Origin of the sequence: Pseudomonas sp. 22085 (assembly GCF_052045815.1) — a bacterium.
Classification (GTDB): domain Bacteria; phylum Pseudomonadota; class Gammaproteobacteria; order Pseudomonadales; family Pseudomonadaceae; genus Aquipseudomonas; species Aquipseudomonas glycinae.
This window is the reverse complement of sequence record NZ_JBQEQA010000002.1, coordinates 64,722-91,209: the sequence shown is the minus strand read 5'-3', so window position 1 is coordinate 91,209 and position 26,488 is coordinate 64,722. Positions and strand designations below refer to the sequence as shown.

Below are 26,488 nucleotides of genomic sequence, written 5' to 3'. Positions count from 1 at the left end.
AGAACTGAACATGCCCGCAGTAAACGCCGCAAGTCCCTGGTACAAGCACCTTTGGCCATGGATCATCATCGGGATTCTGGCCTGTTCGGTGACCCTGACGCTGTCCATGGTGACCATCGCGGTGAACAACCCGGACAATCTGGTCAACGACAACTACTACGAGGCCGGCAAGGGCATCAACCGTTCGCTGGATCGCGAGCTGCTGGCGCAGACCCTGAAGATGCGCGCGGCCGTGCATCTGGATGACGTCACTGGCGAGGTCGACCTGCGCCTGAGCGGCGACAGCCAGCCTAAGACCCTGGAACTGAACCTGATCTCGCCGACCCAGCCGGAGAAGGATCGCAAGATCGTCCTGGCCCGCAGCGAGACTGAAACCGGCCGCTACGTCGGCCAGTTGAGCGACAAGATCGAAGGCCGGCGTTTTGTGGAGTTGCTGGGCACTCAGGACGATCACGTGTGGCGGATGTTCGAGGAAGAGCTGGTCAGCCATGACAAGGATCTGTTGCTGGGTGATGAGCCGTTGCAGGGTGCAGAAGACCTGAAGAAATAAGCCTTACTCTGATCGTTCCCACGCTCTGCGTGGGCACGCAGCCAGGGACGCTACGCGTCCCAGCCGAAGCGGACGCGGAGCGTCCAGGGAGGCATTCCCACGCGGAGCGTGGGAACGATCATCGGAACGCCTCATGACCATTCCAATCCCCTGCTACCACTGCGCCCTGCCCGTCCCGTCCGGCAGCCGCTTCACCGCCGTCGTGCTCGGGGAGTCCCGCGAGTTCTGCTGCCCAGGCTGCCAGGCCGTGGCCGAAGCCATCGTCGCCGGTGGTCTGGAAAGCTATTACCAGCATCGCAGCGAAGCCTCGGCCAATCCCGAAGCGCTGCCGGTGCAACTGGTCGATGAGCTTGAGCTGTACGACCGCGCCGATGTGCAGCAACCGTTTGTGCGCCACGAAGGTGAACTGGCTGAGACCACGCTGTTGATGGAAGGCATCAGTTGCGCCGCCTGCGGCTGGCTGATCGAGAAACACCTGCGCACCCTGCCCGCCGTGGCCGAGGCGCGGCTGAACCTGTCCAATCATCGCCTGCATGTGCGCTGGGCTGACGCTCAGTTGCCGCTGAGCCAGATACTCGGCGAACTGCGCCACATCGGCTACGCCGCGCACCCGTATCAGGCCGACCGCGCCAGCGAACAACTGGCCAGTGAAAACCGCCTGGCCCTGCGCCAGCTCGGGGTCGCCGGGCTGCTGTGGTTCCAGGCGATGATGGCGACCATGGCGACCTGGCCGGAATTCAACATCGACCTCAGCCCGGAGCTGCATACGATCCTGCGCTGGGTCGCGCTGTTCCTGACCACGCCGATCGTGTTCTACAGCTGCGCGCCGTTTTTCAAAGGCGCCATGCGCGACCTGCGCACCCGTCACCTGACCATGGACGTTTCGGTGTCGCTGGCGATCGGTGCGGCTTACGTCGCCGGGATCTGGACCTCGATCACCGGGGTCGGCGAGCTGTATTTCGATGCGGTGGGCATGTTCGCGCTGTTCCTATTGACCGGGCGCTATCTGGAACGCCGCGCCCGCGAGCGCACCGCCGCTGCCACTGCGCAACTGGTCAATCTGCTTCCCGCCTCGTGCCTGCGCCTCGACGACGCCGGCCAGAGCGAGCGGATCCTGCTCAGCGAACTGCGCCTCGGTGATCGGGTGCTGGTGCAACCCGGATCGGTGCTGCCGGCGGACGGCAAGATCCTTGATGGCCAGTCGAGCATCGACGAATCGGTGCTGACCGGCGAATACCTGCCGCAACCGCGTGCCAAGGGCGATGCGGTCACCGCCGGCACGCTGAACGTGGAAGGCGCGCTGACCGTCGAGGTGCAGGCGCTGGGTCAGGACACGCGACTCTCGGCGATCGTCCGCCTGCTGGATCGCGCCCAGGCGGAAAAACCACGGCTGGCGGAAATCGCCGACCGCGCCGCGCAATGGTTCCTGTTGCTGTCGTTGATCGCGGCGGCCGCCATCGGCCTGTTGTGGTGGGAACTGGATTCGTCACGGGCGTTCTGGATCGTCCTCGCCATGCTGGTGGCGACCTGCCCGTGCGCGCTGTCGCTGGCGACACCGACCGCCCTCACCGCCGCCACCGGCACCCTGCACAAACTCGGCCTGCTGCTGACCCGCGGCCATGTGCTGGAAGGTCTGAACCAGATCGACACGGTGATTTTCGACAAGACCGGCACCCTCACCGAAGGCCGACTGGTACTGCGCTCGATCCGCCCGCTCGGCGCCCTCGACAGCGATCAATGCCTGAGCCTCGCCGCCGCCCTGGAAAACCGTTCCGAACACCCGATCGCCCGCGCCTTCGGCCGCGCGCCGCTGGCTGCCGAAGATGTCTACAGCACGCCGGGCCTGGGGCTTGAAGGCTTGGTCGGCGAACAGCGCTTGCGCATCGGCCAGGCGGATTTTGTCTGTGATCTCAGCGGCGCGCCTGTGCCGTCGATGCCGAAGGAACCGGGGCAATGGTTGCTGCTCGGTGACAGTAACGGACCGCTGGCCTGGTTCGCCCTCGACGACCGTCTGCGCGATGACGCCCCGGCCCTGCTCGCGGCGTGCAAGGCGCGCGGCTGGCGCACGCTGCTGCTGTCGGGCGACAGTTCGCCAATGGTCGCCAGTGTCGCCGCCGAACTGGGCATCGACGAAGCCCGGGGCGGTCTGCGTCCGGACGACAAGCTGCAAGTGCTGCAACAACTGCACAGGGACGGCCGCAAGGTGTTGATGCTCGGCGACGGGGTCAACGACGTGCCGGTGCTGGCCGCTGCGGACATCAGCGTGGCCATGGGCTCGGCCACCGATCTGGCAAAAACCAGTGCCGACGCGGTGTTGCTGTCCAACCGCCTCGACGCTTTGGTGCAGGCCTTCACGCTGGCCCGCCGCACCCGTCGGGTGATCATCGAGAACCTGTTGTGGGCCGCGCTGTACAATGGCCTCATGTTGCCGTTCGCCGCCCTCGGCTGGATCACTCCGGTGTGGGCCGCCGTCGGCATGTCGATCAGTTCGCTGACCGTGGTGCTCAACGCCCTGCGCCTGACTCGCCTGCCGAGCGCGCCGGCCGTCAGCGCCACGTCAGAAACCCGCCCGCTGCCGGCTTGAGCCGCGCGGGCATGGAGTACAGATGCCAGCTCTCTACGTGATGATTCCGGCCGCGCTGCTGATCGTGGCCATCGCCGTCTACATCTTCTTCTGGGCGGTGGACAGCGGCCAGTACGACGACCTCGACGGCCCGGCCCACAGCATCCTGTTCGACGATCAGGACCCGAACCACACCGCCGCAGTGGACGAAGCCAACCCGAGCAAACCGGACGACAAGGCGCCACCCCATGCTTGAACTGGCGCCACTGCTGGTGTCTGCGTTGATTCTCGGCCTGCTCGGCGGCGGGCATTGCCTGGGCATGTGCGGTGGTCTGATGGGCGCGCTGACCCTGGCGATTCCCAAGGAACAACGCAGCCGCCGCTTTCGATTGCTGCTGGCTTATAACCTCGGGCGAATTCTCAGCTATGCCACGGCCGGGTTGCTGATCGGGTTGGCGGGATGGGCGGTGGCCAACAGTCCTGCGGCGCTGTTCATGCGCGTGATCGCGGGTTTGCTGCTGATCGCCATGGGCCTGTATCTGGCAGGCTGGTGGAGCGGCCTGACACGCATTGAAAGCCTGGGCCGTGGTCTGTGGCGCTACATTCAACCCGTCGCCAATCGGCTGTTGCCGGTGTCGAGCCTGCCCCGCGCTTTGCTGCTCGGCGCGCTGTGGGGCTGGCTGCCGTGCGGGCTGGTTTACAGCACGCTGCTGTGGTCGGCCAGTCAGGGTAATGCGCTGGACAGCGCGTTGCTGATGCTCGCCTTCGGGCTCGGCACCTGGCCAGTGTTGCTGGCGACCGGACTCGCGGCGGAACGAGTGACTGTACTGTTGCGCAAACGCAGCGTGCGCATGGCCGGCGGTCTTTTGGTGATCCTGTTCGGCATCTGGACCCTGCCGGGGCCGCACCAGCACTGGCTGATGGGCCACTGATCCCGTTGATGCAAATCAAGATGCCTTTTTGTGCCCTCCCCTAGACTCGGCACACTGCCAGCCTAACCGGGGGAATGCCCGCATGCTCGACGCCATTCGTTGGGACACCGATTTGATCCGCCGCTACGACCTGGCGGGGCCGCGCTACACCTCGTACCCGACGGCCGTGCAATTTCACAGTCAGGTCGGCACCTTCGACCTGTTCCACGCCCTGCGCGACAGCCGCAAGGCCCTGCGCCCGTTGTCGCTGTACGTGCACGTGCCGTTCTGCGCGAACATCTGCTACTACTGCGCCTGCAACAAGGTCATCACCAAGGATCGCGGCCGCGCGTTGCCGTATCTGCAACGGCTCGAGCAGGAAATCCAGCTGATCGCCTGCCACCTCGACCCGGCACAGAAAGTCGAGCAACTGCACTTCGGCGGCGGCACGCCGACCTTTCTCAGCCACGATGAGTTGCGCCAGTTGATGGCGCACCTGCGCAAGCATTTCAATCTGCTGGATGACGATTCCGGCGACTACGGCATCGAAATCGACCCGCGCGAAGCCGACTGGTCGACCATGGGCCTGCTGCGGGAACTGGGCTTCAACCGGGTCAGCATCGGCCTGCAGGATCTCGACCCGGCGGTGCAGCGGGCGATCAATCGCCTGCAAAGCCTGGAAGAAACCCGCGCCGTGATCGACGCGGCGCGCACCCTGCAATTTCGCTCGATCAACATCGATTTGATCTACGGCTTGCCCAAACAGACCCCTGACAACTTCGCCCGCACCGTCGAGGAAGTCATCAGCCTGCAACCGGACCGGCTCTCGGTGTTCAACTATGCGCACCTGCCGGAACGCTTCATGCCGCAGCGGCGGATCAACGGCAACGAACTGCCGAGCCCGGCGCAGAAACTGGAGATGCTGCAACGCACCATCGAACAACTGACCGCCGCCGGCTATCGCTACATCGGTATGGACCACTTCGCCCTGCCCGACGATGAACTGGCGATTGCTCAGGAAGAGTCGACCCTGCAACGCAATTTCCAGGGCTACACCACCCACGGCCATTGCGACTTGATCGGCCTGGGCGTGTCGGCCATCAGCCAGATCGGCGACCTGTATTGCCAGAACAGCAGCGACCTCAATCACTACCAGAACACTCTGGCCGGCGCGCAACTGGCAACCAGCCGGGGCCTGGTGTGCAACGCTGACGATCGCCTGCGCCGCGCGGTAATTCAGCAACTGATCTGCAACTTCAGCCTGGATTTCGCCGAGATCGAGCGCAGCTTCAACATCGATTTTCAGGGCTACTTCGGCGGGCTCTGGCCGCAATTGCAGAGCATGGCGCAGGACGGGCTGATCGAACTGGATCGCGAGCGCATCACCGTGCTGCCGGCCGGGCGCCTGCTGGTGCGTTCGGTGTGCATGGTGTTCGACGCGTATCTGGAACAACAGAACCGCCAGCGTTTTTCGCGGGTGATTTGACTTTTTCAATCACAACGCAGGACTGCGTATCCATAACGGTCATCGAAACGGCGCCTTGCACGCCGTCCGAGACCTGTTTATCGGCCGTCATCCCTGCGGCGTTTTGCCGGTGGGGCAATCTCGCCACAGGCTGGCCTGAATGTCTTCGAGTGGGTTACCCTTACGCCTTATGTGTGTTTTCCCACAAGGATCCAAGAAATGTCCGAGCCAGTTAAACTGCGCGCTCACAACCAGGCTAATTGCAAGGATTGCAGCCTGGCCCCTCTCTGCCTGCCACTTTCGCTGAATCTGGAAGACATGGAAGCGCTGGACGAAATCGTTAAACGTGGCCGCCCGTTGAAAAAAGGTGAGTTCCTGTTCCGCCAGGGCGACACCTTCGATTCCGTTTATGCAGTACGCTCCGGCGCCCTTAAGACCTTCAGCCTGAGCGATACCGGCGAAGAACAACTGACCGGCTTCCACCTGCCGAGCGAACTGGTCGGGCTATCTGGCATGGACACCGAGAAACACCCGGTTTCCGCCCAGGCCCTGGAAACCACTTCGGTCTGCGAGATTCCGTTCGAACGCCTCGACGAACTGGCCCTGCAATTGCCGCAGCTGCGCCGTCAGTTGATGCGCGTGATGAGCCGCGAAATCCGCGACGACCAGCAAATGATGTTGCTGCTGTCGAAGAAAACCGCCGACGAACGCATCGCCACCTTCCTGGTCAACCTGTCGGCGCGTTTCCGCGCTCGCGGTTTCTCGGCCAACCAGTTCCGCCTGAGCATGTCGCGCAATGAAATCGGCAACTATCTGGGGCTGGCGGTGGAAACCGTGTCCCGGGTCTTCACCCGCTTCCAGCAGAACGAACTGATCGCCGCCGAGGGCAAGGAAATCCACATCCTCGACCCGATCCAGCTCTGCGCCCTGGCCGGCGGCTCGCTCGAAGTCTGATCTCGACCCGCGGCCGAGCGAATCGTTTCAGCCGCGGGTATACTGCGCCGTTTGCAGCCCTGCCAGGACACCTCGACGATGGTCTTCGACTCCTTCGACATCAAATCCCTGATCCGCCCTGTGATCGACTTCCCGAAACCGGGCGTGATCTTTCGCGACATCACCCCGCTGTTCCAGTCGCCCAAGGCCTTGCGCCTGGTGATGGACAGCTTCGCCCATCGCTACGTGGAAGCCGACTTCACCCACATCGGCGCAATGGATGCGCGTGGTTTCCTGATCGGTTCGGTGCTGGCCTATCAGTTGAACAAGCCGCTGGTGTTGTTCCGCAAGCAGGGCAAACTGCCGGCGGACGTGCTGGCTGAAGGTTACGCGACCGAGTACGGCGAAGCGTTTCTGGAAGTGCACGCCGACAGCCTGTGTGAAGGCGACTCGGTGGTGATGTTCGATGACCTGATCGCCACCGGTGGCACGCTGATCGCAGCGGCCAACCTGATCCGCCGCATGGGCGCCCGGGTTCATGAAGCAGCAGCGATCATTGATCTGCCAGAGTTGGGTGGTTCGCAGCGTCTTGAGGACATGGGGATTCCGACGTTCTGCCTGACGCAGTTTGCGTTGACCGACAAGTAATCAGCCCCGCACCTCGATCGTTCCCACGCTCTGCGTGGGAATGCAGCCCGGGACGCTCCGCGTCCCTTCCAAAGCCGAACGCGGAGCGTCCGTTGAGGCATTCCCACGCAGAGCGTGGGAACGATCAGTCCTCCGTGTAGGGACGATCAGTCAGAGTCCCATCTGCTTGCTGATGATTTCGTTCATCACTTCCCGCGTACCGCCGCCAATCGACAGGATGCGGTTATCCCGATACAGCCGCTCCACCAGGCTTTCGCGCATATAACCCAGCCCACCGAGAATCTGCACCGCTTCATTGGTGATGCGGTCCGAAGTGTCCGTGGCAAAGTTCTTGGCCATGGAAATCTCCTTGATCACGCTCTGCCCCGCCGCCATCTTCGCCGCCTGCCGGTAGGTGAACTCCCGCGAGACTTCCAGCGCCGTGGCCATTTCCGCGAGGCGATGCTTGATCACCTGGAACTTGCCGATGGGTTTGCCGAACGCTTGCCGCTCCTTCGCCCACTTCACGCTCTCTTCCAGCGCCAGTTGCGCGGTCATATTGGCCATCAGCGCCAGCGCCAGACGCTCGCTCTGAAAGTTGCCCATGATGCAGGCAAAGCCCATGTTCTGCGCGCCAATCAGGTTTCCTACAGGCACCCGGCAATCGTCGAAGAACAATTCAGCGGTGTCTGACGCCCACCAGCCCATTTTCTTCAATTGCCGGCCGACAGTGAAACCTGGCGTGCCCTTCTCGATCAGCAGCAGGCTGATGCCGCCAAATCCAGGCGCACCGGTGCGCACCGCGACGGTGTAGTAGTCGGCGCGCACGCCACTGGTGATAAAGGTTTTGCTGCCGCTGACCCGGTAATGATCACCGTCGCGTACGGCGCGGGTCTGCAGGTTGGCGACGTCGGAACCGCCGCCCGGCTCGGTGACGGCCAAGGCGCTGATCTTCTCGCCGCTGAGCACCTGGGGGACGACGCGGTCGCGGACTTCCGGCCGGGCCCATTTGACGATCGGCGGCAAACCGATGTCGAGCGAACCGAGCCCGGCCACCAGCCCGCCGGAGCCGCAACGCATCAGTTCTTCGCTGGCGGCGATCTTGGCGAACAGGTCACCTTCATGACTGCCGCCCAGCGCTTCGGGGTAACCGATGCCGAGGATGCCAGCCGCACCGGCCTTGAGGTACAGCTCACGGGGAAAGTTTTCGGCTTCTTCCCACGCATCGATGTCCGGCAGGATCTCGCGCTCTACGAAACGTCTGACGCTGTCGCGGACCAATTGGTGGCTGGGGTCGAAGTATTCCTGGAAGGCGGGCATCGGCGAACTCCATGGAAGGGTTCGCCGAACTTAACCGAGCGCTTGCTTGGTTTTCAACAGTATTGTGTGGCTCAGAGGGAAATCGGCTTGCGCCCGGCAAACGAGTGAGCCAGCGTGCCGCCGTCCACCAACTCCAGTTCGCCACCCAACGGTACGCCGTGGGCGATGCGCGAGGCGATCAGGCCTTTGTTCTGCAGCAACTGGGCGATGTAGTGGGCGGTTGCTTCGCCTTCTACCGTCGGGTTGGTGGCGAGGATGACTTCGGTGAAGGTGCCCGCCTCTTCGATCCGCGCCATCAATTGCGGAATGCCGATGGCCTCCGGGCCAAGCCCGTCCAGCGGCGACAGGTGCCCCTTGAGCACGAAATAGCGACCGCGGAATCCGGTCTGCTCGACCGCGTAGACGTCCATCGGCCCTTCCACCACGCACAGCAGCGTGTCGTCGCGGCGGGTGTCGGCGCATTGCGGGCACAGATCGTCTTCGGTCAGCGTGCGGCACTGGCGGCAGTGTCCGACCCCTTCCATGGCCTGGCTCAAGGCCTGGGCCAGGCGCGTACCGCCGCTGCGGTCACGTTCGAGCAACTGCAACGCCATACGCTGGGCAGTTTTCTGACCCACGCCCGGCAGAGTTCGCAGGGCGTCGATCAGTTGGCGAATCAAAGGGCTGAAGCTCATGGGAAAAAGTCCGACAAAACAACGAGACGCGGTTTATACCCGCGCCTCCGGCCAGCGTCAAATCCTCAGTCCTGGGCGACCTTCACCACCAGTTTGCCGAAGTTGCGCCCCTCCAACAGCCCGATAAACGCCTCAGGCGCCTGCTCCAGGCCCTCGACCACGTCCTCGCGGAATTTCACCTTGCCATCGCGTACCCACGGCACCATGGCGCTGATGAATTCCGGCTGACGGTCGCCGTAGTCGTCGAACACGATGAAACCCTGAATCCGTACGCGTTTGGTCAGCAAGGTGCGTTGCAAGGCGGGCAAGCGATCCGGGCCTTTCGGCGCTTCCGAGGCGTTGTAGCCGGCAATCAGGCCGCACAGCGGGATCCGCGCCTTGGGATTGAGCAGCGGCACGACGGCATCAAAAACGTGGCCGCCGACGTTTTCATAATAGATGTCGATGCCATTGGGGCAGGCCTTGGCCAGTTGCTCGGCGAAGTCTGGCGCCTTGTGATCGATGCAGGCGTCGAAGCCCAGTTCCTCGACCACGTATTTGCACTTCTCGGCTCCACCGGCCACGCCGACGGCGCGCAGGCCTTTGATCTTCGCCACCTGACCGACCACCGAGCCCACTGCGCCGGAAGCAGCGGCAACTACCAGAGTCTCCCCTTCTTTTGGCTGGCCGATGTCCATCAGCCCCATGTACGCGGTCATGCCGGGCATGCCCAGCACGCCGAGGGCCATCGACGGACTCGGCAGGCCGGACGGGATCGGGATGATATTGCGACCATCGCTGATGCTGTGGCTTTGCCAACCGGTGGCACCGACCACCAGATCGCCGGGGTGGAATTTCGGATGACGCGACTGCTCGACCCGGCTGACAGCCCCGCCGGTCATCACCTCGCCGATTTGTACCGGCGCCGCGTAGGACGGCGCGTCACTCATGCGCCCGCGCATGTAGGGATCGAGCGACAGGTACAGGGTCTTGAGCAACACCTGGCCATCTTCAAGGTCCGGCAGCGCCTCGCGCTCCAGACGAAAGTTCTCGGGCGTTGGCGCGCCCACCGGACGCGAGGCCAGGACGAAGCGTTGATTGAGGGTCAGAGGGTCGGACATGTCAGCGTCTCCTGTGAATGATGAATTCGGCGGTATAGGGAGCAGACCTTGGTGGGCATGGTGCGTTCCGCTTGATAATCGTTGCCCGTTCGAGGTCTCGATCTGCCCACGCGGGAATAGCTTAACGGACGCTCCGTGTACGGCGTTGGATTTGGGACGCGGAGCGTCCCCGGCTGCATTCCCACGCAGACGGTTCGACGCCTCGACGTGGGAACGATCGGGCGGAAACAAAAATGCCAGGCGCGATGCCTGGCATTTTTTGTAGCTCATCCAACCCGCAAAGGCGAATCAGAACGGCAGTTTCATACCGGCCGGCAGGTTCATGCCCGCGGTCATGCTGCCCATTTTCGCCTGGCTGTTGGCTTCGATCTGACGCACAGCGGCGTTGACGGCAGCGGCCACCAGATCCTCGACCACTTCGCGGTCATCTTCGTCCAGGCCCGGCAGTACGCTCGGGTCGATGCTGACTTTCTTCACGTCATGACGACCGGTCATCACCACGGTGACCAGATCGCCACCGGCTTTGCCGGTGACTTCGGCGTTGGCCAGCTCTTCCTGCATCTTGGCCATTTTTTCCTGCATCTGCTGCGCCTGCTTCATCAGGCCGGCCATGCCACCTTTCATCATGGGAATCACCTCAAAAGTACTTGGATCAAAACAGCGCCCGGCCATACAGGCCGGACGCCCTCAGTTATTAGCCCTGACTGACCAGGGCGTCGACAGGTTCAATAGTATCGTGTCGCACGACCGCACCGAACTGCTGCACCATCTGCTGGATGAACGGATCGCCGTGGATCGACTCCTCCGCCTCGCGCTGACGGTTGGCACGGCGCCGGGACGCGGCCTGGGCCGGGGTTTCCTGCTCGGGCTTGATCAGCTCGATGGTCAGGGTCAGCGTGCGCCCGTGGAACTGGTTCAGCGCATCGTTCAGACGACGCTGCTGGGTGGCGTTGAACAACGCGCTGTGGGCCGGGTCCAGGTGCATCAGCCAGTTGTCGCCATCGACCGCGATCAGCGTGCAGTTGGCGGCGATGCTGCCGGTCATGCCGGAGATCGGCAGTTGCGGGAACAGCTCCAGCCATTGCAGGGCCAGGCCGGTGGCCGGCGCGGCGGCGGGTTCCGGCTCGGGTTCGGGGGCTGGCTCTGCGGCGTGCTCGCTGGCCAGATCGTCGAGGTAACTGTAGGCCGAATCCATGTCCGGCTCGATGTAATCCTCGTCGAGCGGCGGCTCGTCGTCCATGTCCATGCCCGGTGTGGCGGCATCGACGTCGGCTACCGATGGCTCGGGGATCGGCGCGGCGGCCCACTCCGGTGCGTCCGGCACGACGCTGTCCGGGGTCGGCAGCGGCATTGGCGGCAGGTCCGGCTGCTCGGCGGTGGTTTCCAGCATCGGCTCGACCGCTGGCTGCTGCACAGGCGCCGGCTCTACCGGGTCATTCCACGGCAGATCGACGACTTCTTCGACGGCGACCGGCTCGGGCTCGGGCTCAGGAACGGGTTCAGGCGCAAGCACCGGGGCAACCGGTGCAGGCTCAGGAGCCGGCGCAGGTGCAACCACCGGCGCTGGCGCTGGCGCCGGCGCAACAGCCGCAGCAACTACCGGCGCAGGTTTCGGCGCGGCAGCCACTGAGTTTGCGGAATCAACTGTGGCCTGGCTGATCCCCACTGGCTTTAGCGGTTGCCTCGGGGCGTCCGCCGTGTCTGCCGGCCGGAAGGCCAGCATCCGCAGCAGCACCATTTCGAAACCGCCTCGCGGGTCCGGCGCCAGCGGCAAGTCGCGGCGACCGATCAGGCCCATCTGGTAATAGAACTGCACGTCTTCGGCCGGCAAGGCCTGGGCCAGTGCCAACACCCGGTCACGGTCGCCGTGGCCGTTGTCGACACCTTCCGGCAAGGCCTGGGCGATGGCGACACGGTGCAGCACGTTGAGAATTTCCGAGAGCACGCCGTTCCAGTCCGGTCCCTGTTCGGCCAGATGACGCACCGCTTCAAGCAATGCCTTGGCGTCACCTTCGATCAGCGCGTGCAGCACGTCGTAAACCTGGCCGTGATCCAGCGTACCGAGCATCGCCCGCACATCGGCGGCCAGCACCTTGCCCTCACCGAAGGCGATGGCCTGGTCGGTCAGGCTCATGGCGTCACGCATCGAACCGTCGGCCGCACGGCCGAGCAGCCACAGGGCGTCGTCTTCGAACGGGACGTTTTCGGCGCCCAGAACGTGGGTCAGATGCTCGACGACCCGCTCAGGCGTCATGTTCTTCAGGGAAAACTGCAGGCATCGCGACAAAATCGTTGCCGGAAGTTTCTGCGGGTCGGTGGTCGCCAGGATGAACTTGACGTAGGGCGGCGGCTCTTCGAGGGTTTTGAGGAGCGCATTGAAGGAATGGCTGGAAAGCATGTGCACTTCGTCGATCAGGTAGACCTTGAAGCGCCCGCGGCTCGGGGCGTACTGCACGTTGTCGAGCAGCTCGCGGGTGTCCTCGACCTTGGTCCGGCTCGCGGCGTCGATCTCGATCAGGTCGACGAAGCGGCCTTCATCGATCTCGCGGCACACCGAACACTCGCCGCACGGGCTTGAAGTGATACCTGTTTCACAGTTCAGGCATTTGGCGATGATCCGCGCAATCGTGGTCTTGCCGACGCCCCGCGTACCCGTGAAGAGGTAGGCGTGGTGCAGGCGCTGGCTGTCCAAGGCATTGATCAGAGCCTTGAGCACATGGGTCTGGCCGACCATTTCGCGGAACGAGCGCGGACGCCATTTACGTGCAAGAACCTGATAACTCATCGAAAACCGTCGCGGCAAAGGAAGCAGAAGCGGCTAATGCTAGCGGAGCAAGGGCAAAATTGCATCCGGTGTGCTCGTCTATTCTGGCTAAGCTGCATGGGCAGGGGCTTTTATCCGTTCGGGATCGGGAATTACCGGAGCGTTTATGCGGTGGGCCGTGGGGGCAATACTGGGAATCAGCCTGAGCGCGATGGCGTCGCAACCGCCGCTACGCTTCGCCGTTGCCGACAGCTGGGCGATGCCGATGGTGCAGATCGAACGCGGCCGTCCGACCCAGGGCATCCTCTACGACATGATGCTCAGCCTGGCGACCCAAGTCGGCGTGCCAGCACAATTTCACGTCCTGCCCCGCGCCCGGGTACAGAACGCCATGGAACACGGCGAAGTCGACGTGCGCTGCTATGCCGCACAATCGTGGCTGCCGAACCAGTCCGGGGACTACATCTGGAGTCTGCCGCTGTTCTTCCAGCGCGACATGCTGATCAGCCGTCAGGATCAACCACCCAGCGCCGATCCGGCCCGCCTGCCCCGCCAGTCGATCGGCACCGTGCTCGGCTACAGTTACCCCACGCTGCAACCGATATTCGACGCCGATCGACTCTGGCGCGAAGACGCGCGCAATCAGGAGCAGGTGCTCGAAAAACTGCTGGCCGGCCGCTATCGCTACGCCGTGAGCAATCAATGGGCCCTGGACTGGTTCAACCAGCGCCTGCTCCCCGGGCAGCAACTGCAGGCGGTGGCGGTGTTGCAGGAGCAGAAGGTCGGCTGCTATGTACGCAATGATCCGAACGTGCCGGTGCAGCGGATATTGAGGACGTTGGTGCGGATGAAAATGTCAGGGGAGATTGATGACATTATCCGGTTGTATACCGGGAGCTCCGAGATCAGCCCATAACATTTTGGAGAGTGTGAGCTTTCGCGGAGGTTGCAGCGTCTTAAAACTGCCTGCACTAACGGCTGCTCCAATTTGCAACGATTTCCAAACAGCGCGCCTTCAGCTCATCCCTTTGAACACCGTAATGGAGCTGGCGATGGGCATCCGCAGTTATTGCTATCACGTTATCAACCGTATCAGGACCACCCTCTGAAAGCGGGATAATGTGATGAGTTTCTAAATAAACACCACCATTTGCCATCTTAAAGCCGGCAACTTTCGTTAGCTCACAGATGCCTCCAGATCGTGCTAATACTCTACGGCGAACGCTCGGATCACGAAGACGCTTCACTCCTCCATAAACATAGCTATCAACGCGCACCTCAACGAGAAACTGATCGACGACTCTTCCATCAGCAGATATATCAGCCCCATCAAGAATTTCTTCAGCTCCAGTATTTCTACAGATAATGTTTGGCTGATCTCGCACGCCACGAACCAAAACGAAGGCTCCTGTAGCACTGTCAAACGACTCTACGAACCATGCTTGATCATCCAGCTCCCGCCCGACTGCACGATCATGCCCTGCTTCGCCTTCTTCTTTTTCGCGAACAGGTCCAGAGACAATAACTACCCGAACATTTTTTTCATTCACGTACGCAAGTTCAACGGTAGAACTGAAATGCTGTGCCCGCGTGATACGCGGATCCTTGATCGTACGGTTTCTATTCCTTATGTCTTTTTCAAGTTGCCGTATTAGCGTGTCGGCATAGCCCCTCAGGTTTCCAACAAAACAGATTCGACCACGACTATCGACCTCCATTTCTTCAAACCAAACGCATAAAAGTAATACGTCACTACTTTCACTTCGAAAAGACCATTCATAGCAGTACCCACCATTTGATTGAGGCAGGGCTACTGGCTGTCCACCTTTTTTTCTGAAGCTCCACGCTCGAACATCGATACCTGCGCTTTGCACACAATCTATGATCATCCATTTGCCAGTCGGTTTTAGGGAATCCAGAACTGGCTCCATTGCGCACTTCCTTGTGATTTTATGTGGAGGGGCTCTTGAGGATAGCAGTCACTCGTGTTGAACACCCAGATGCACCGACGACCGCTTTCAGTCACGAAAATCTAAATGACGACCAGATTGACGAAGTAAATCTGTATCAAGCCGGTGACCTAAAAAATAACCCTGTTCAGAAAGCATTCACAAAGGAGGGCTCAGAGGATTGAGCCCTTTGTTATTGAAGAAGCTCCTTCAATATTGTGCCTTTACATAACTTTCGATCGGTTTCTCCAGGAGATCCTGTGGATGATCGCCGCCGAAAGTCAGCCACTTGCTCTTGCCTGACACCACAGTCGACGCCAGGGGCTCGTCGCCCTTCGCGCCGTAAATCGCCAATTTCACTTCGATCCGGTCCGGAATACCTGACCACTCTGTAGCCCGGTCTTCCCAATGCAGGATTTCCGGCACAACGTAGTACCCGGCATTCCCCTGCTGCCTGATACAGGCAAGATCGGCACAGGATTCGGACACTTTCACCTTACTGGCATAGCGGGCAAATGCCGACCGGACCGCGCCCGCCGTCATGGCACCCGACGCTTTATAAACAGTGGTCTCGTAACGACCGTCGACTGGGGTTGCGATAGAGACAGACTGACCCTGGATCAACTTTTCAGGGCTTGTCGTCAAATCCTGCTGAACGTACTTGGCGGAACAGCCTGACAGCAGGACAGATAAAACGATGATTGAACGCTTGAACACAGTGTCTCCATGACTTTCGATAAAAAAAAGAGCTCAACCCGCCTACGGCAGGGCTGAAGCGCGCGAATGCTACTAATGCGCCACCACTCTGTCCATGACCGATGGATCTCAACGACCTGACACAATCAATGCCCAGCCGTATCACGAAACTGCTGGTACTCGTGATACTCGACCCACTCAACCACATCGTACGGCACATAAAGCTTCAGCCTGGCGCGGGAGATGGCGATGTACACGGCGCAGATCCGCTGATCGAACGCGTAGGCGTCCTTGAATTTCTCGTTGGTCAACAACCCCGGTGTCAGTAGCACCTTATCGAACTCCATGCCCCCCGCCTCTTCCGCGAGCATCAGCAGGCAGCCGTTGCCGGCGTTGTCGATCATTCGGTTCAGGCGCGTCAGGTCGGCAATCATGAAGCCGTTTTCCAGCTTGGCCCTGACCCGCAGAAAGGACTCGTCGAACCGGTTGGCGTCGCACACGGCCTGCCAGTCTGGCAGGTCGCTGAAGTACGGATGCACGCCGTTTTCGCTGAATTCGGAACGGTAGAAGTCAGGTTTGAACAGTTCGATGGCGGTGGCCATGAAATGCTTGAGGTCTTCCTGGGTTCGCTTGTCCGGAAATCTGAATTTGCAGTTGGAGTCGTGCAGGTGGATGGCCCAGATCATCGTGTCCCACAGCGATGCCGTCAGGACCACGCAGCCCTCGGGCGGCACGAAACCTTCCGGATATTCCTTGATGATGACATCAGCATCACTGGCGCCCTCGAATGGTATCTTGCCCTTCTGCGAATGCCGGGCGATCAGCGGATTGACCAGCCGCTCGACGTTGCGGCCCGAGCGCACGGAATAGCTGATATCGCTTTGGCGAACCTCGCGGTGCCGCTTGACCGGTACGCCGCTGGCCTGCTGGTACTCGTCACCGAGGGTAATCAGCACCTGACGACCGCGCTCGATGATCTGCAACAGCGAGCCGGGAATGTCCTGGCTCTCATCGATCAACACGTGCGTGTAGCGCGCCGGCACCACGCAACCGGCGATGCAGGCGCGCTTGATCATCAGTAGCGCTTCGAACCCGGTCTGGCTGCCCCACGCCGGGTTGAGTTCGAGATAGCCCCACACCCGGCTCGAATACTCAAGCAACACTTGAGCGTCGACGCTGGAGAGCGGCTGGTTGAAATGCGGCAGATGCTTCGCCGAAAAGGTGTGATCGCGGAAGCGGCAATAGCGCTCGATCACTTTGAGGCAGAGTTCAAGGGTCGCCTGTCCATCGTGGTGGTGGAAACCGTAGATGTTCAGTTCCTGCGCCAGCGCCTGTCGACTCAGAATCCGAGTCGCCCCTTCAGCCTGAGGCCTGCGCCCGAGCATCAGTGACTGTGCAAACGCCAGGAAGGTCTTGCCGGCCTTCTTCTCGCTCGGTCCTGTCATGCGCTGGCGAAGGACCTCCAGCTTGGCCGGGGTGCGCGCCAACAATAAGGTCTTTTCCGGGCGCAAGTGCTCCAGCAAAGCGACCAGCAGATGGCTTTTGCCGATCCCCGCGTAGCCTTGAACGTGCAGGTCTTCGTCCAGGTTGGCGCGGAAGGTTCTGACCAGTTTGTCCTGTGCCGGGCTTAACCAGCGCTCGCGGTAACGGGGCGTCACGATCGGCTGGCTGAACGGGTCATGGCTGCGATGGCGCCGGACTTTGTATTCAAAATCCCACTGGCCATCGGGCAACAAGTAGTCGCGGGCCGATATTTCTTCGGCCAACAGAAAACGCAGGTTCAGAGGGTTCAGGACCTTCAGACCGAAATACAGTTTGCGCGGGTCGAACAATCGCTGCGCTTCGGACAGCAGGCTCGCAGTCGCTGACTGTCGGTTTTCGGCAGCCCAAGACAAGAGTTTGGCCAGAATTTTCTCAGCCGCCACGGCGCCGAGATCCTGCTCTTTCGTCTGCACCAGATTCTGGATAACCAACACTGCCGCCAACTCGGGATCAGTGAGGGCTTCGAGGGCTTTGGCGCCACTCGCCTGCAACAGGTTCGCGCAGGTTTCATCCGTGACGGGCAAGAACACAGGGATGGATAAATCGGAATGTTCCGGGAGCATAAAACCTCGCGGCCAGGGCGCAGACCTTGCAAGGTCGATCCTGGCCAGACTCTTCATTTATTTCGGTGATGGCGAGTATGCGGGATTGAAGAGCAAATGATTACCCCGTGTCGACGCCACCGCGAGCAGGCTCGCTCCCACAGGGTGTGCTGACTCGAACGACAAATCGCGGGCATAAAAAAACCGCAGTGGGCGAAACCCATGCAGTTCGGTCTGATTCGTTCGAGGGTCGTTAAGGTGGTAACCCTACCAGCCACACCCCGGCACACAATGTTCCCGCTGTGGCTGCTGCCTTCCGGCTCTGACCAGGTTCACGGGTAATCGTTGCGGGGGGACCGATAGGGTCACCATAACGACGCTCGCCTGTCGGCGAGCCGCGCCATTGTACCTATCTGAGACGAAGTTACAACCGCTGGTTGCAGATTAAAAATATGAAGGGCTTCAAGCACTTGCTATTGCGCTTGCAGCACCTCGTCCGCGCGGCCGCCCTCTTGCTGGATCACCAGATGAATGAAGTGCAGCTTGGCGATCGCCGCCGGCGGCAGGACGAACGGATAGAAATCCGGCTGGCCCATGCTGCGCGACAGTTCGTTGAGCATGCCAGCCAGTTCGATCCACGCATTGACGAACGACAGGAACGCCGCGCCGCCGGGGTGCTCGGGGTCGTACAGCGTGCTCGGCGGAAACGGCTGGTAATCCAGATCCATTTCACGGGCGCTCATACCGAAACCCAGCGCCGTGTCCACCGCGTCCATCATGTGCAGGTAATGCGCCCAGGTTTCCGCCCAGTCTTCCCAGGGGTGCATGGTGGCGTAGGCGCTGACGTAGTGCTGCGACCAGTCCGCCGGCGCGCCCTGTTGATAATGCCGTTCCAGCGCCTCGGCATAACTGGCGCGCTCGTCGCCGAACAGATTGCGGAATGAACCGAGCCACGGACCGTTATCGATCAGGCGATCCCAGTAATAATGCCCGACCTCATGACGAAAGTGCCCGAGCAGCGTGCGATAAGGCTCGTGCATCTGCGCCCGGACCCGCTCGCGGTGGGCGTCGTCGGCTTCTTCGATGTCGAGGGTGATCAGGCCGTTGGCGTGACCGGTCATCGGCGCATTGCCTTGCAGATCAACGCCGATGAAATCGAAGGCCAGGCCGGTGACTTCGTCGACGGTTTTCGGGACGACCGGCAGGCCGAGGCTGATCAGTTGCGCCACCAGCCGCCGCTTGGCGATTTCCACCTTGCGCCAGCGTTCGGGGTTTTCCGGGACGGACAGATCGGGGATGGTGCGGTTCAGAGCGCACGCCGCGCACAGGCTGGCGTGATCGTTGGCGGGCAGCAGCCAGTTGCAGGCCGCAGGAGTATCGAGGTTGGCACAGCGCCGGAACAACCCGGCTTCGGGATCGACATCCAGCGTCCACGTGCCCTCCTGCGGGCCCGGTTGCAGCGAGGTCAGCCGACTGTATTCCGGTTGATAGCCCAGCGCCGCGTTGCAGGCCAGGCACTGACTGTTGCGAAAGAACAGCGACTGGCCGCAACGGCACGGCCAGATTTTGCTGTTGCGCGAGGATTCGCCCATGAACGGCGCGACGATGCGGGAACTGAGCTGCTCGAAAAAGCGGTACATGGCGATCTCTCCCTTGGGCTTGCCAAGACTAGATCATTCCCGCCCAAAGATCGTTCCCACGCTCTGCGTGGGAATGCATACCGTGACGCTCTGCGTCACAGCGGACGCGGAGCGTCCGGGGCGGCATTCCCACGCGGAGCGTGGGAACGATCATCAGGCGCTGATACCGTGTCCTTTCAGGAACGCGATGAACGCCTCCTCATCCATGACCTTCACGCCCAGTTCGTTGGCCTTGGTCAGTTTCGACCCGGCGCCCGGCCCGGCGACCACGCAATGAGTCTTGGCCGACACGGAGCCGGCGACCTTGGCGCCGAGGCTTTCCAGGTGTTCCTTGGCCACGTCGCGGCTCATCAGCTCGACCTTGCCGGTCAGTACCCAGGTTTCCCCGGCCAGCGGCAGGCCTTCGACGACTTTCTTTTCGCTCTGCCAGTGCATGCCGAAATCGCGCAGTTGTTTTTCAGCGTCTTCAGCCAGCTGACGATGCTCGGGCAAGGCAAAGAACTCGCGAACCGAGTTGGCCTGCTTCTCCGGCAATGCCTGGCGCATGTCCAGCCAGTCCGCGTTCATCACCCCTTCCAGCGATTCGAACTTGTCCGCCAGCTTCTGCGCCCCGCCCGGCCCGACCGAAGGAATGTGCAGCTTGTCGAGGAAGCCGCCCAGCGTGGTGCTGGCGGCAAACTCGGCGCCCAGCTCGCCCTGATCCTGAATCTGCAAACCATGACCCAGCAGCTCGGTGATCACCTGCCGGTTGTGCGCATCCTCAAAGAAACTGTGAATCTCGTGCGCCACTTCCAGGCCGATGTCCGGCAGGTAGGTCAGCACCTGAGGCAAGGCTTGCTGGACGCGCTCCAGCGACCCCAGCGAGCGGGCCAGCACCTTGGCCGTCTCTTCGCCGACATCCGGAATGCCCAGCGCATAGATGAAGCGCGCCAGACCAGGCTTCTTGCTGTCTTCGATAGCGGTCAGCAACTTGTTGCTCGACACTTCGGCAAAGCCTTCCAGATCGACAATGTCCTCGAACTTCAGCGCATAAAGATCAGCCGGCGAACTGACCAGCCCCTCATCGACCAATTGCTCGACACTCTTGTCGCCGAGGCCTTCGATGTCCATCGCCCGACGGGAGACAAAGTGAATGATCGCCTGTTTGAGCTGCGCACCGCAGGCCAGTCGGCCGACGCAGCGATACACCGCACCTTCGCTGATGGTTTCCTTGCCCTTGCTGCGCTTGACCAGTTGCGTGCGCTCGACGTGGGATCCGCACACCGGGCAGCTCTCGGGAATCTGCACCGGCCGCGCATCTTCCGGGCGGCGCTCCATGACCACTTGCACCACTTGCGGGATCACGTCACCGGCGCGACGAATGATCACCGTGTCGCCGATCATCAGGCCCAATCGTGCGACTTCATCCATGTTGTGCAGCGTGGCATTGGCCACCGTGACGCCAGCGACCTTGACCGGTTTCAAGCGCGCCACCGGGGTGACGGCGCCGGTGCGGCCGACCTGGAATTCCACGTCGAGCAGCTCGGTGAGCTCTTCCATGGCCGGGAATTTGTGGGCGATGGCCCAGCGTGGTTCACGGGCGCGGAAGCCCAGTTCGCGCTGATCGGCAATGCTGTTGACCTTGAACACCACACCGTCGATTTCATAGGCCAGCGAATTACGGCGCTCACCGATATCGCGGTAATAATCCAGGCATTCGCCGATGCCCTTGGCCAGTTTCAATTCGTGGCTGATCGGCATGCCCCAGGCTTGCAGTTGCTTGAGGTTGCCGATGTGAGTGTCGGAAATATCGTGGGACACCTGGCCGATGCCGTAGCAGCAGAATTCCAGCGGCCGGTTGGCGGTGATCTTCGAATCCAGCTGACGCAGGCTGCCGGCGGCGGCGTTGCGCGGGTTGGCGAAAGTCTTGCCGCCGACTTCCAGTTGCGAGGCGTTGAGGCGTTCGAAACCGGCCTTGGACATGAACACTTCGCCACGCACTTCCAGCGTCGCCGGCCAGCCCGTGCCGTGCAGCTTCAGCGGAATGTTGCGCACGGTGCGCACGTTGACGCTGATGTCTTCGCCGGTGGTACCGTCGCCGCGCGTGGCACCGCGCACCAGCACGCCGTCCTGATACAGCAGGCTGACCGCCAGACCATCGAGTTTCGGCTCGCAGCTGTATTCTACCGCCGCGCCTCCGCCGAACAGATCGCCGGCCGGCAGATCCAGACCTTCGGTCACCCGGCGGTCGAACTCGCGCATGTCGGTTTCTTCGAAGGCGTTGCCGAGGCTGAGCATCGGCACTTCGTGACGCACCTGGGTGAACGCGGTCAGCGCCACGCTGCCGACGCGCTGGGTCGGCGAGTCGCTGGTGATCAGTTCCGGGTTGGCCGCTTCCAGCGCCTTGAGCTCGTGGAACAACCGGTCGTACTCGGCATCCGGAATGCTCGGCTCATCGAGGACGTGGTAACGGTAGTTGTGCTGATCGAGTTCAGCGCGCAGCTCTAGAATGCGGTCTTTGGCGGCAGTCATGGGTGTTCTCTCATAAAGCAAAAGAGCAGCCGAGGCTGCTCAATCTATTTTGCCGATTGCCCCTTTATTGCGAGGCAACCTTTTCAATCAACGCTTCTGGGTCAGGGCGCGACGTTCGAATTCGACGATGCGCTGACGGTAGTGCTCGATGGTCTGCGCGGTCAGGACGCTGCGCTGGTCATCTTTCAATTCACCGTTCAGTTCCTGGGACAGCTTACGGGCTGCCGCCACCATCACGTCGAAGGCCTGCTTCGGATGACGCGGGCCTGGCAGGCCGAGGAAGAAGCTCACCGCCGGGGTGCTGAAATGGTCGATGTCGTCCAGATCGAAGATGCCCGGCTTGACCGCGTTGGCCATGGAGAACAGCACTTCACCGTTGCCGGCCATGCTTTCGTGACGGTGGAAGATATCCATCTCGCCGAAACGCAGGCCGCTTTCCAGAATGTTCTGCAGCAGTGCCGGGCCCTTGAAGCCGGCCGGATCGCGGCAGATCACGCTGATCACCAGCACTTCTTCGGCTTGCGGCTGATCTTTATCGGCAACTGCAGGCGACGACTTGGCGGCAGGCTCGACGAAATCATCGTCGCGGCTGCTGAAACTCGGGCCGCCGTCCAGGTCCAGATCGAGGTTCAGGTCGCCCTGGGCCGGACCGTTGCTGCCACGCTTGCCGCGCTTGGAACCGGATTCGCGAGGCTCGCGTGCTTCGCGGGCCGGCATGCTCACCGATGGCAGATCGTGTTCGTCCAGTTGCGGCTCTTTGTGGGTATCCAGCACGCGGGCCGGGCCCAACAGCTCGGCGCTGGTGTCCTCGTCCGGCAGGTTGGACAGACTTCGGTCAAGACGGAATTTCAGTTTTCCCTTGCCGCCGCGCATACGGCGCCAGCCATCGAAAAGAATACCGGCTATCACAATGATGCCGATGACGATCAGCCACTCGCGCAGACCGATTTCCATGTAATCCCGTGCCTCTATAAAAAATGCTGAAAAATAAGGGGTTTACACTGTGCAAACCGCTTTAAAACGTGGCGCCAACTCTATGTTCTGACAGGCGTTTTGCCCACGTATACGAAAAATTGACATTAAACTAGCACGACCAAAGACAACTTTACACCGTCTGTCTCATTGGCTTGCGCGATTATGTCGATTGGCCAGCAAGTCGAAGCCGGTAAATATGTCCTACAGACTACAAATACCTTTTCCGACAGCGCCGGCTCAGGCATCCACCATCGCCATCGCCTCCTCGACATCCACGGCTACCAGTCGCGAACAACCCGGCTCGTGCATCGTCACGCCCATCAACTGGTCAGCCATTTCCATGGCGATCTTGTTGTGGGTGATATAGATGAACTGCACGGTCTGCGACATCTCTTTGACCAATCGTGCGTAGCGTCCAACGTTAGCGTCATCCAGTGGTGCGTCAACCTCATCGAGCATGCAGAACGGCGCCGGATTCAACTTGAAGATCGCAAACACCAGTGCCAGTGCGGTCAGGGCTTTCTCGCCGCCGGAGAGCAAATGGATGGTGCTGTTCTTCTTCCCGGGCGGTTGCGCCATGATCGTCACCCCTGTATCGAGTAGATCTTCGCCCGTCAGTTCCAAATACGCCCGCCCGCCACCGAAAACTTTCGGGAAAAGTGCCTGTAAACCGCCATTGATCTGATCAAAGGTATCTTTGAAACGGTTACGGGTTTCCTTGTCGATCTTGCGGATGACGTTTTCCAGGGTCTCCAGTGCCTCGACCAGATCGGCGTCCTGGGCGTCCAGATAACGTTTACGCTCGGATTGTTGCTGGTATTCGTCGATCGCCGCGAGGTTGATCGCGCCCAGGCGCTGAATCCGCGCGGCGATGCGTTCAAGCTCTTCCTCGGCAGCCCTCTCGCTGGCCTCGGCAGTCAAGGTGTTGAGCACCCCGTGCAGATCGTAGCCGTCTTCCAGCAGTTGATCCTGCAGGGCCTTGCGGCGCACGGTCAGGGCCTGCCATTCCATGCGTTGCTGTTCGAGCTGGCCACGGATCAATTGCGATTGCTGTTCGGCCTGAGTCCGGCGTTTTTCCGCGTCGCGCAGTTCGCGATCGGCATCTTCGAGGGCGATCTGGGCGGTCTTGAGTTCGTCGTCGACGCTCATGCGCTTGTCGAGCAATTCTTCAAGCTTGAGGCGCAGCTCTTCCAGCGGCGCCTCGCCCTCCTCCAGATTCAGGCTGAGCTGTTCACGTTTTTCGGTGAGGCGCTCGGCCTGCATTTCCAGACGCTCAAGGGCCTGGCGAGTCGAATCATGCTGGGCCCGCAGCGAGCCAAGACGCACGGCCAATTGATGGGCGTGATCCTTGTGCTGACGGGCTTCCTGACGTACCCGATCCAGCCGTTCGCGCAGGCTGTCGCGCTGGGCCAGCAGCAATTCGCGCTGCTCGGTGTCGAGGGCCATGGCGTCGAGAGCGTCCTGCAACTGGATCCGCGCTTCGCCGATGTTTTCGTGTTCCAGTTCGCGCTGCTCGGCGAGCTCGACCAGCTCTTCGTCGAGGCGGGTGCGACGCAGGTTCAACTGCTCGGCCTTGGCCTTGCCGGCGGACAGTTGAGCTTTCAACTCGCCTTGCTGACGGGCTTCGTCTTGCAGCAAACGACGTAGATGTTCGCGACCGTTTTCCTGCTGACGCTGTTGCGCGCGCAGGGTTTGCAAACGGGCTTCCATGGCCTCGACCGTGGCTTCGCGCTCTTCGCGTTCGGCATGCAGCGATTCGATTTCCTGGCCGCGCGCGAGCATGCCGCTTTCGGCTTCGCTGGCGCGGCGCACCCGCAGAAAGTGCCGGCCAACCCAGTAACCGTCACGACTGATCAGGCTCTGCCCGGCAGCCAGTTGGCCGCGCAGGGCCAGCGCCTGTTCAAGGCTGTCGACCGGTTTGACCTGAGCGAGCCAAGGCGACAAATCCACCTGTGCCTCGACCTTGTCCAGCAGGCTGCCGGCCACGCGCACGCCGTCATTGCCGGGGCTGAGCAAACGCAGATCGCCCTGGGCAAAACCGGACAGATCGAAGCCGTCGAAATCATCCACCAGCACCGCTTGCAGGTCGGCGCCGAGTACGGTTTCCACCGCCAGCTCCCAACCGGCCTCGACCTTCAGGCCTTCGGCCAGGCGCGGGCGTTCGGCGAGGTTGTGTTCTTTCAGCCATTCGGCAGTGCCGGTGCCCGGATCGAGCGCAGCCTGCTGCAAGGCTTCGAGGGATGCGAGTCGGCCATTGAGGCGCTGCAAATCGCCCTGCGCCTGTTGCTGCGCGGTCAGCGCCTGCTGCAATTCCTGGCGCAGTTGCTCAAGTTTTTCGACCTGGGCTGCTTCGCTGGTCTGCAAATCTTCAAGGGTGGCTTCGGACTCGGCGAGCTGCTCGCTGAGTTCCATGATCGCCGCATCCTCGGGATCGGCCGACAGCAGCGCCCGCTCTTCACTCAGGCGCTTTTGCCGATCGGCCAGACGCTCCATGCTGGTTTCCAGCTGCTGGATGCGCGACTGCTGCACTTCGGCCTGACGACGGGGTTCGGCGGCGGTCAGGTTGAAGGCGTCCCACTGCTCCTGCCAGCCGTGCATGACGGTTTCGGAATCTTCCAGCGCCGCGGCGGCTTCTTCAGCGGCGGCGTTGGTGATTTCCTGCTCAGGGGTCAGTTGATCGAGTTCTTCGCCGAGGGTCAGCAGCAAGGTGCGGTCGTGGCCCAGGTGCGATTCGGTTTCCAGGCGTGCGCGTTCGGCTTCTTTCAGATCGTCCTGCAATTGGCGCAAGCGTTGCTGACCATGCTGGATGCTCTGCTCGACCCGGGCGATGTCGCCGCCGACCGAATAGAAGCGCCCCTGCACCAGATTGAAGCGCTCGGACAGGTCATGGTGACCGTCGCGCAGGCGTTCAATGGCGGCGTCGGCGTTGCGCTGCTCGGCGACCAGCGCTTCGAAGCTGATTTCCTGGTTGCCGATGATCGATTCACGCTGGCTGACCTGATCGTTCAGATCCTGCCAGCGCAGGGCCGACAGTTGCGCCTTGAGCTGGCGTTCTTCGGCCTTGTATTCCTGATACTTCTTGGCAGCCTCGGCCTGACGGTGCAGGCGTTCGAGCTGGCGTTCGAGCTCTTCGCGAAGGTCGGTCAGACGGGCAAGGTTTTCGTGGGTGCGACGGATGCGGTTTTCAGTCTCGCGCCGGCGCTCCTTGTACTTGGAGATGCCGGCGGCTTCTTCGATGAAATTACGCAGGTCTTCCGGTTTGGACTCGATCAGCTTGGAGATCATCCCCTGCTCGATGATCGAGTAGCTGCGCGGACCGAGGCCGGTGCCGAGGAAGATGTCGGTGATGTCGCGACGACGGCATTTGGCGCCGTTGAGGTAATAAGTCGTCTGGCTGTCGCGGGTCACTTTGCGGCGGATCGAAATTTCCGCATAAGCGGCCCACTCGCCCAGCAGCGTGCCGTCGGAGTTGTCGAACACCAGTTCGATGCTCGCCTGGCTCACCGGTTTGCGGCTGGTCGAGCCGTTGAAGATGACGTCGGTCATCGACTCGCCGCGCAGGTTCTTGGCCGAGCTTTCGCCCATTACCCAGCGCACGGCGTCGATGATGTTCGACTTGCCGCAACCGTTCGGCCCGACGACCGCCGCCATGTTGCTGGGGAAGTTCACCGTGGTCGGATCGACGAAGGATTTGAACCCCGCCAGCTTGATGCACTTGAGCCGCAA

Annotated in this window: 20 protein-coding genes and 1 other RNA gene; 8 read left to right on the top strand and 13 right to left on the bottom strand. The window is 61.5% G+C overall.

The features are described 5' to 3' along the window. Positions 1-10: 10 nt before the first annotated feature. From ACTJK7_RS02765 to ACTJK7_RS02735, 7 genes are all read left to right on the top strand, one after another. Positions 11-550, top strand: a complete 540-nt coding sequence (locus ACTJK7_RS02765; protein WP_108560572.1) for a FixH family protein — start codon at positions 11-13, stop codon at positions 548-550. A gap of 133 nt (positions 551-683) precedes the next feature. Further along, positions 684-3,134 carry a heavy metal translocating P-type ATPase gene (locus ACTJK7_RS02760; RefSeq protein ID WP_323151575.1) on the top strand — a complete coding sequence of 817 codons (2,451 nt, stop codon included), beginning with the start codon at positions 684-686 and terminating at the stop codon, positions 3,132-3,134. 22 nt (positions 3,135-3,156) lie between these two features. Continuing rightward, positions 3,157-3,369, top strand: a complete 213-nt coding sequence (gene ccoS / locus ACTJK7_RS02755; RefSeq protein WP_064378774.1) for a cbb3-type cytochrome oxidase assembly protein CcoS — start codon at positions 3,157-3,159, stop codon at positions 3,367-3,369. Beyond that, on the top strand, positions 3,362-4,045 hold the full coding sequence (locus tag ACTJK7_RS02750) for a sulfite exporter TauE/SafE family protein (protein ID WP_236194461.1): 684 nt from the start codon (positions 3,362-3,364) through the stop codon (positions 4,043-4,045). Before ccoS ends, ACTJK7_RS02750 begins: the two co-directional genes overlap by 8 nt. A gap of 82 nt (positions 4,046-4,127) precedes the next feature. Next, complete coding sequence (hemN, locus tag ACTJK7_RS02745) at positions 4,128-5,510, top strand: oxygen-independent coproporphyrinogen III oxidase (protein WP_108560566.1); 1,383 nt, start codon at positions 4,128-4,130, stop codon at positions 5,508-5,510. A 198-nt stretch (positions 5,511-5,708) separates the two neighbouring features. Further along, entirely contained in the window at positions 5,709-6,443 is a 735-nt protein-coding gene (fnr, locus tag ACTJK7_RS02740; RefSeq protein ID WP_039770035.1) for a fumarate/nitrate reduction transcriptional regulator Fnr, read from the top strand. Between the two features lie 78 nt (positions 6,444-6,521). After that, positions 6,522-7,070 carry an adenine phosphoribosyltransferase gene (locus ACTJK7_RS02735; protein ID WP_003223345.1) on the top strand — a complete coding sequence of 183 codons (549 nt, stop codon included), beginning with the start codon at positions 6,522-6,524 and terminating at the stop codon, positions 7,068-7,070. Positions 7,071-7,220: 150 nt separating this feature from the next. Here the strand turns inward: ACTJK7_RS02735 and ACTJK7_RS02730 are convergent, their stop codons facing one another. From ACTJK7_RS02730 to dnaX, 5 genes are all read right to left on the bottom strand, one after another. Next, entirely contained in the window at positions 7,221-8,369 is a 1,149-nt protein-coding gene (locus ACTJK7_RS02730; protein WP_108560563.1) for an acyl-CoA dehydrogenase family protein, read from the bottom strand. Between the two features lie 71 nt (positions 8,370-8,440). Next, on the bottom strand, positions 8,441-9,043 hold the full coding sequence (recR, locus tag ACTJK7_RS02725) for a recombination mediator RecR (RefSeq protein ID WP_007951652.1): 603 nt from the start codon (positions 9,041-9,043) through the stop codon (positions 8,441-8,443). A 65-nt stretch (positions 9,044-9,108) separates the two neighbouring features. Then, entirely contained in the window at positions 9,109-10,143 is a 1,035-nt protein-coding gene (locus ACTJK7_RS02720) for an NADP-dependent oxidoreductase (RefSeq protein ID WP_085667904.1), read from the bottom strand. Positions 10,144-10,431: 288 nt separating this feature from the next. After that, positions 10,432-10,770, bottom strand: a complete 339-nt coding sequence (locus tag ACTJK7_RS02715) for a YbaB/EbfC family nucleoid-associated protein (protein WP_007951650.1) — start codon at positions 10,768-10,770, stop codon at positions 10,432-10,434. Between the two features lie 67 nt (positions 10,771-10,837). Further along, on the bottom strand, positions 10,838-12,928 hold the full coding sequence (gene dnaX / locus ACTJK7_RS02710; RefSeq protein ID WP_108560554.1) for a DNA polymerase III subunit gamma/tau: 2,091 nt from the start codon (positions 12,926-12,928) through the stop codon (positions 10,838-10,840). Between the two features lie 145 nt (positions 12,929-13,073). On the opposite strand from dnaX, the gene ACTJK7_RS02705 reads away from it, so the two are divergent. Beyond that, positions 13,074-13,823 (top strand): substrate-binding periplasmic protein, encoded by a 750-nt coding sequence (locus tag ACTJK7_RS02705; RefSeq protein ID WP_323151100.1) that lies wholly within the window; start codon positions 13,074-13,076, stop codon positions 13,821-13,823. 55 nt (positions 13,824-13,878) lie between these two features. Here ACTJK7_RS02705 and ACTJK7_RS02700 read toward each other — a convergent pair whose 3' ends face one another. From ACTJK7_RS02700 to smc, 8 genes are all read right to left on the bottom strand, one after another. Further along, positions 13,879-14,838, bottom strand: a complete 960-nt coding sequence (locus ACTJK7_RS02700; protein WP_108560548.1) for an HNH endonuclease — start codon at positions 14,836-14,838, stop codon at positions 13,879-13,881. A 228-nt stretch (positions 14,839-15,066) separates the two neighbouring features. Further along, entirely contained in the window at positions 15,067-15,573 is a 507-nt protein-coding gene (locus ACTJK7_RS02695; RefSeq protein ID WP_108560546.1) for a DUF4823 domain-containing protein, read from the bottom strand. Between the two features lie 125 nt (positions 15,574-15,698). Then, the gene (locus ACTJK7_RS02690) at positions 15,699-17,657 is read right to left on the bottom strand and encodes a hypothetical protein (protein ID WP_236196496.1); all 1,959 of its coding nucleotides are present in this window, start codon (positions 17,655-17,657) and stop codon (positions 15,699-15,701) included. A gap of 244 nt (positions 17,658-17,901) precedes the next feature. Next, positions 17,902-17,998: signal recognition particle sRNA small type (gene ffs / locus ACTJK7_RS02685), an RNA gene on the bottom strand. 111 nt (positions 17,999-18,109) lie between these two features. Beyond that, complete coding sequence (locus tag ACTJK7_RS02680; RefSeq protein ID WP_323151096.1) at positions 18,110-19,276, bottom strand: zinc-binding metallopeptidase family protein; 1,167 nt, start codon at positions 19,274-19,276, stop codon at positions 18,110-18,112. Positions 19,277-19,429: 153 nt separating this feature from the next. Next, positions 19,430-21,787 (bottom strand): NAD-dependent DNA ligase LigA, encoded by a 2,358-nt coding sequence (ligA, locus tag ACTJK7_RS02675; RefSeq protein WP_064378763.1) that lies wholly within the window; start codon positions 21,785-21,787, stop codon positions 19,430-19,432. Positions 21,788-21,874: 87 nt separating this feature from the next. Further along, positions 21,875-22,741, bottom strand: coding sequence for a cell division protein ZipA (zipA, locus tag ACTJK7_RS02670; RefSeq protein WP_064378762.1), 867 nt, complete (start codon positions 22,739-22,741; stop codon positions 21,875-21,877). A 258-nt stretch (positions 22,742-22,999) separates the two neighbouring features. Further along, positions 23,000-26,488 carry a chromosome segregation protein SMC gene (gene smc, locus ACTJK7_RS02665; RefSeq protein WP_108560535.1) on the bottom strand — a complete coding sequence of 1,163 codons (3,489 nt, stop codon included), beginning with the start codon at positions 26,486-26,488 and terminating at the stop codon, positions 23,000-23,002.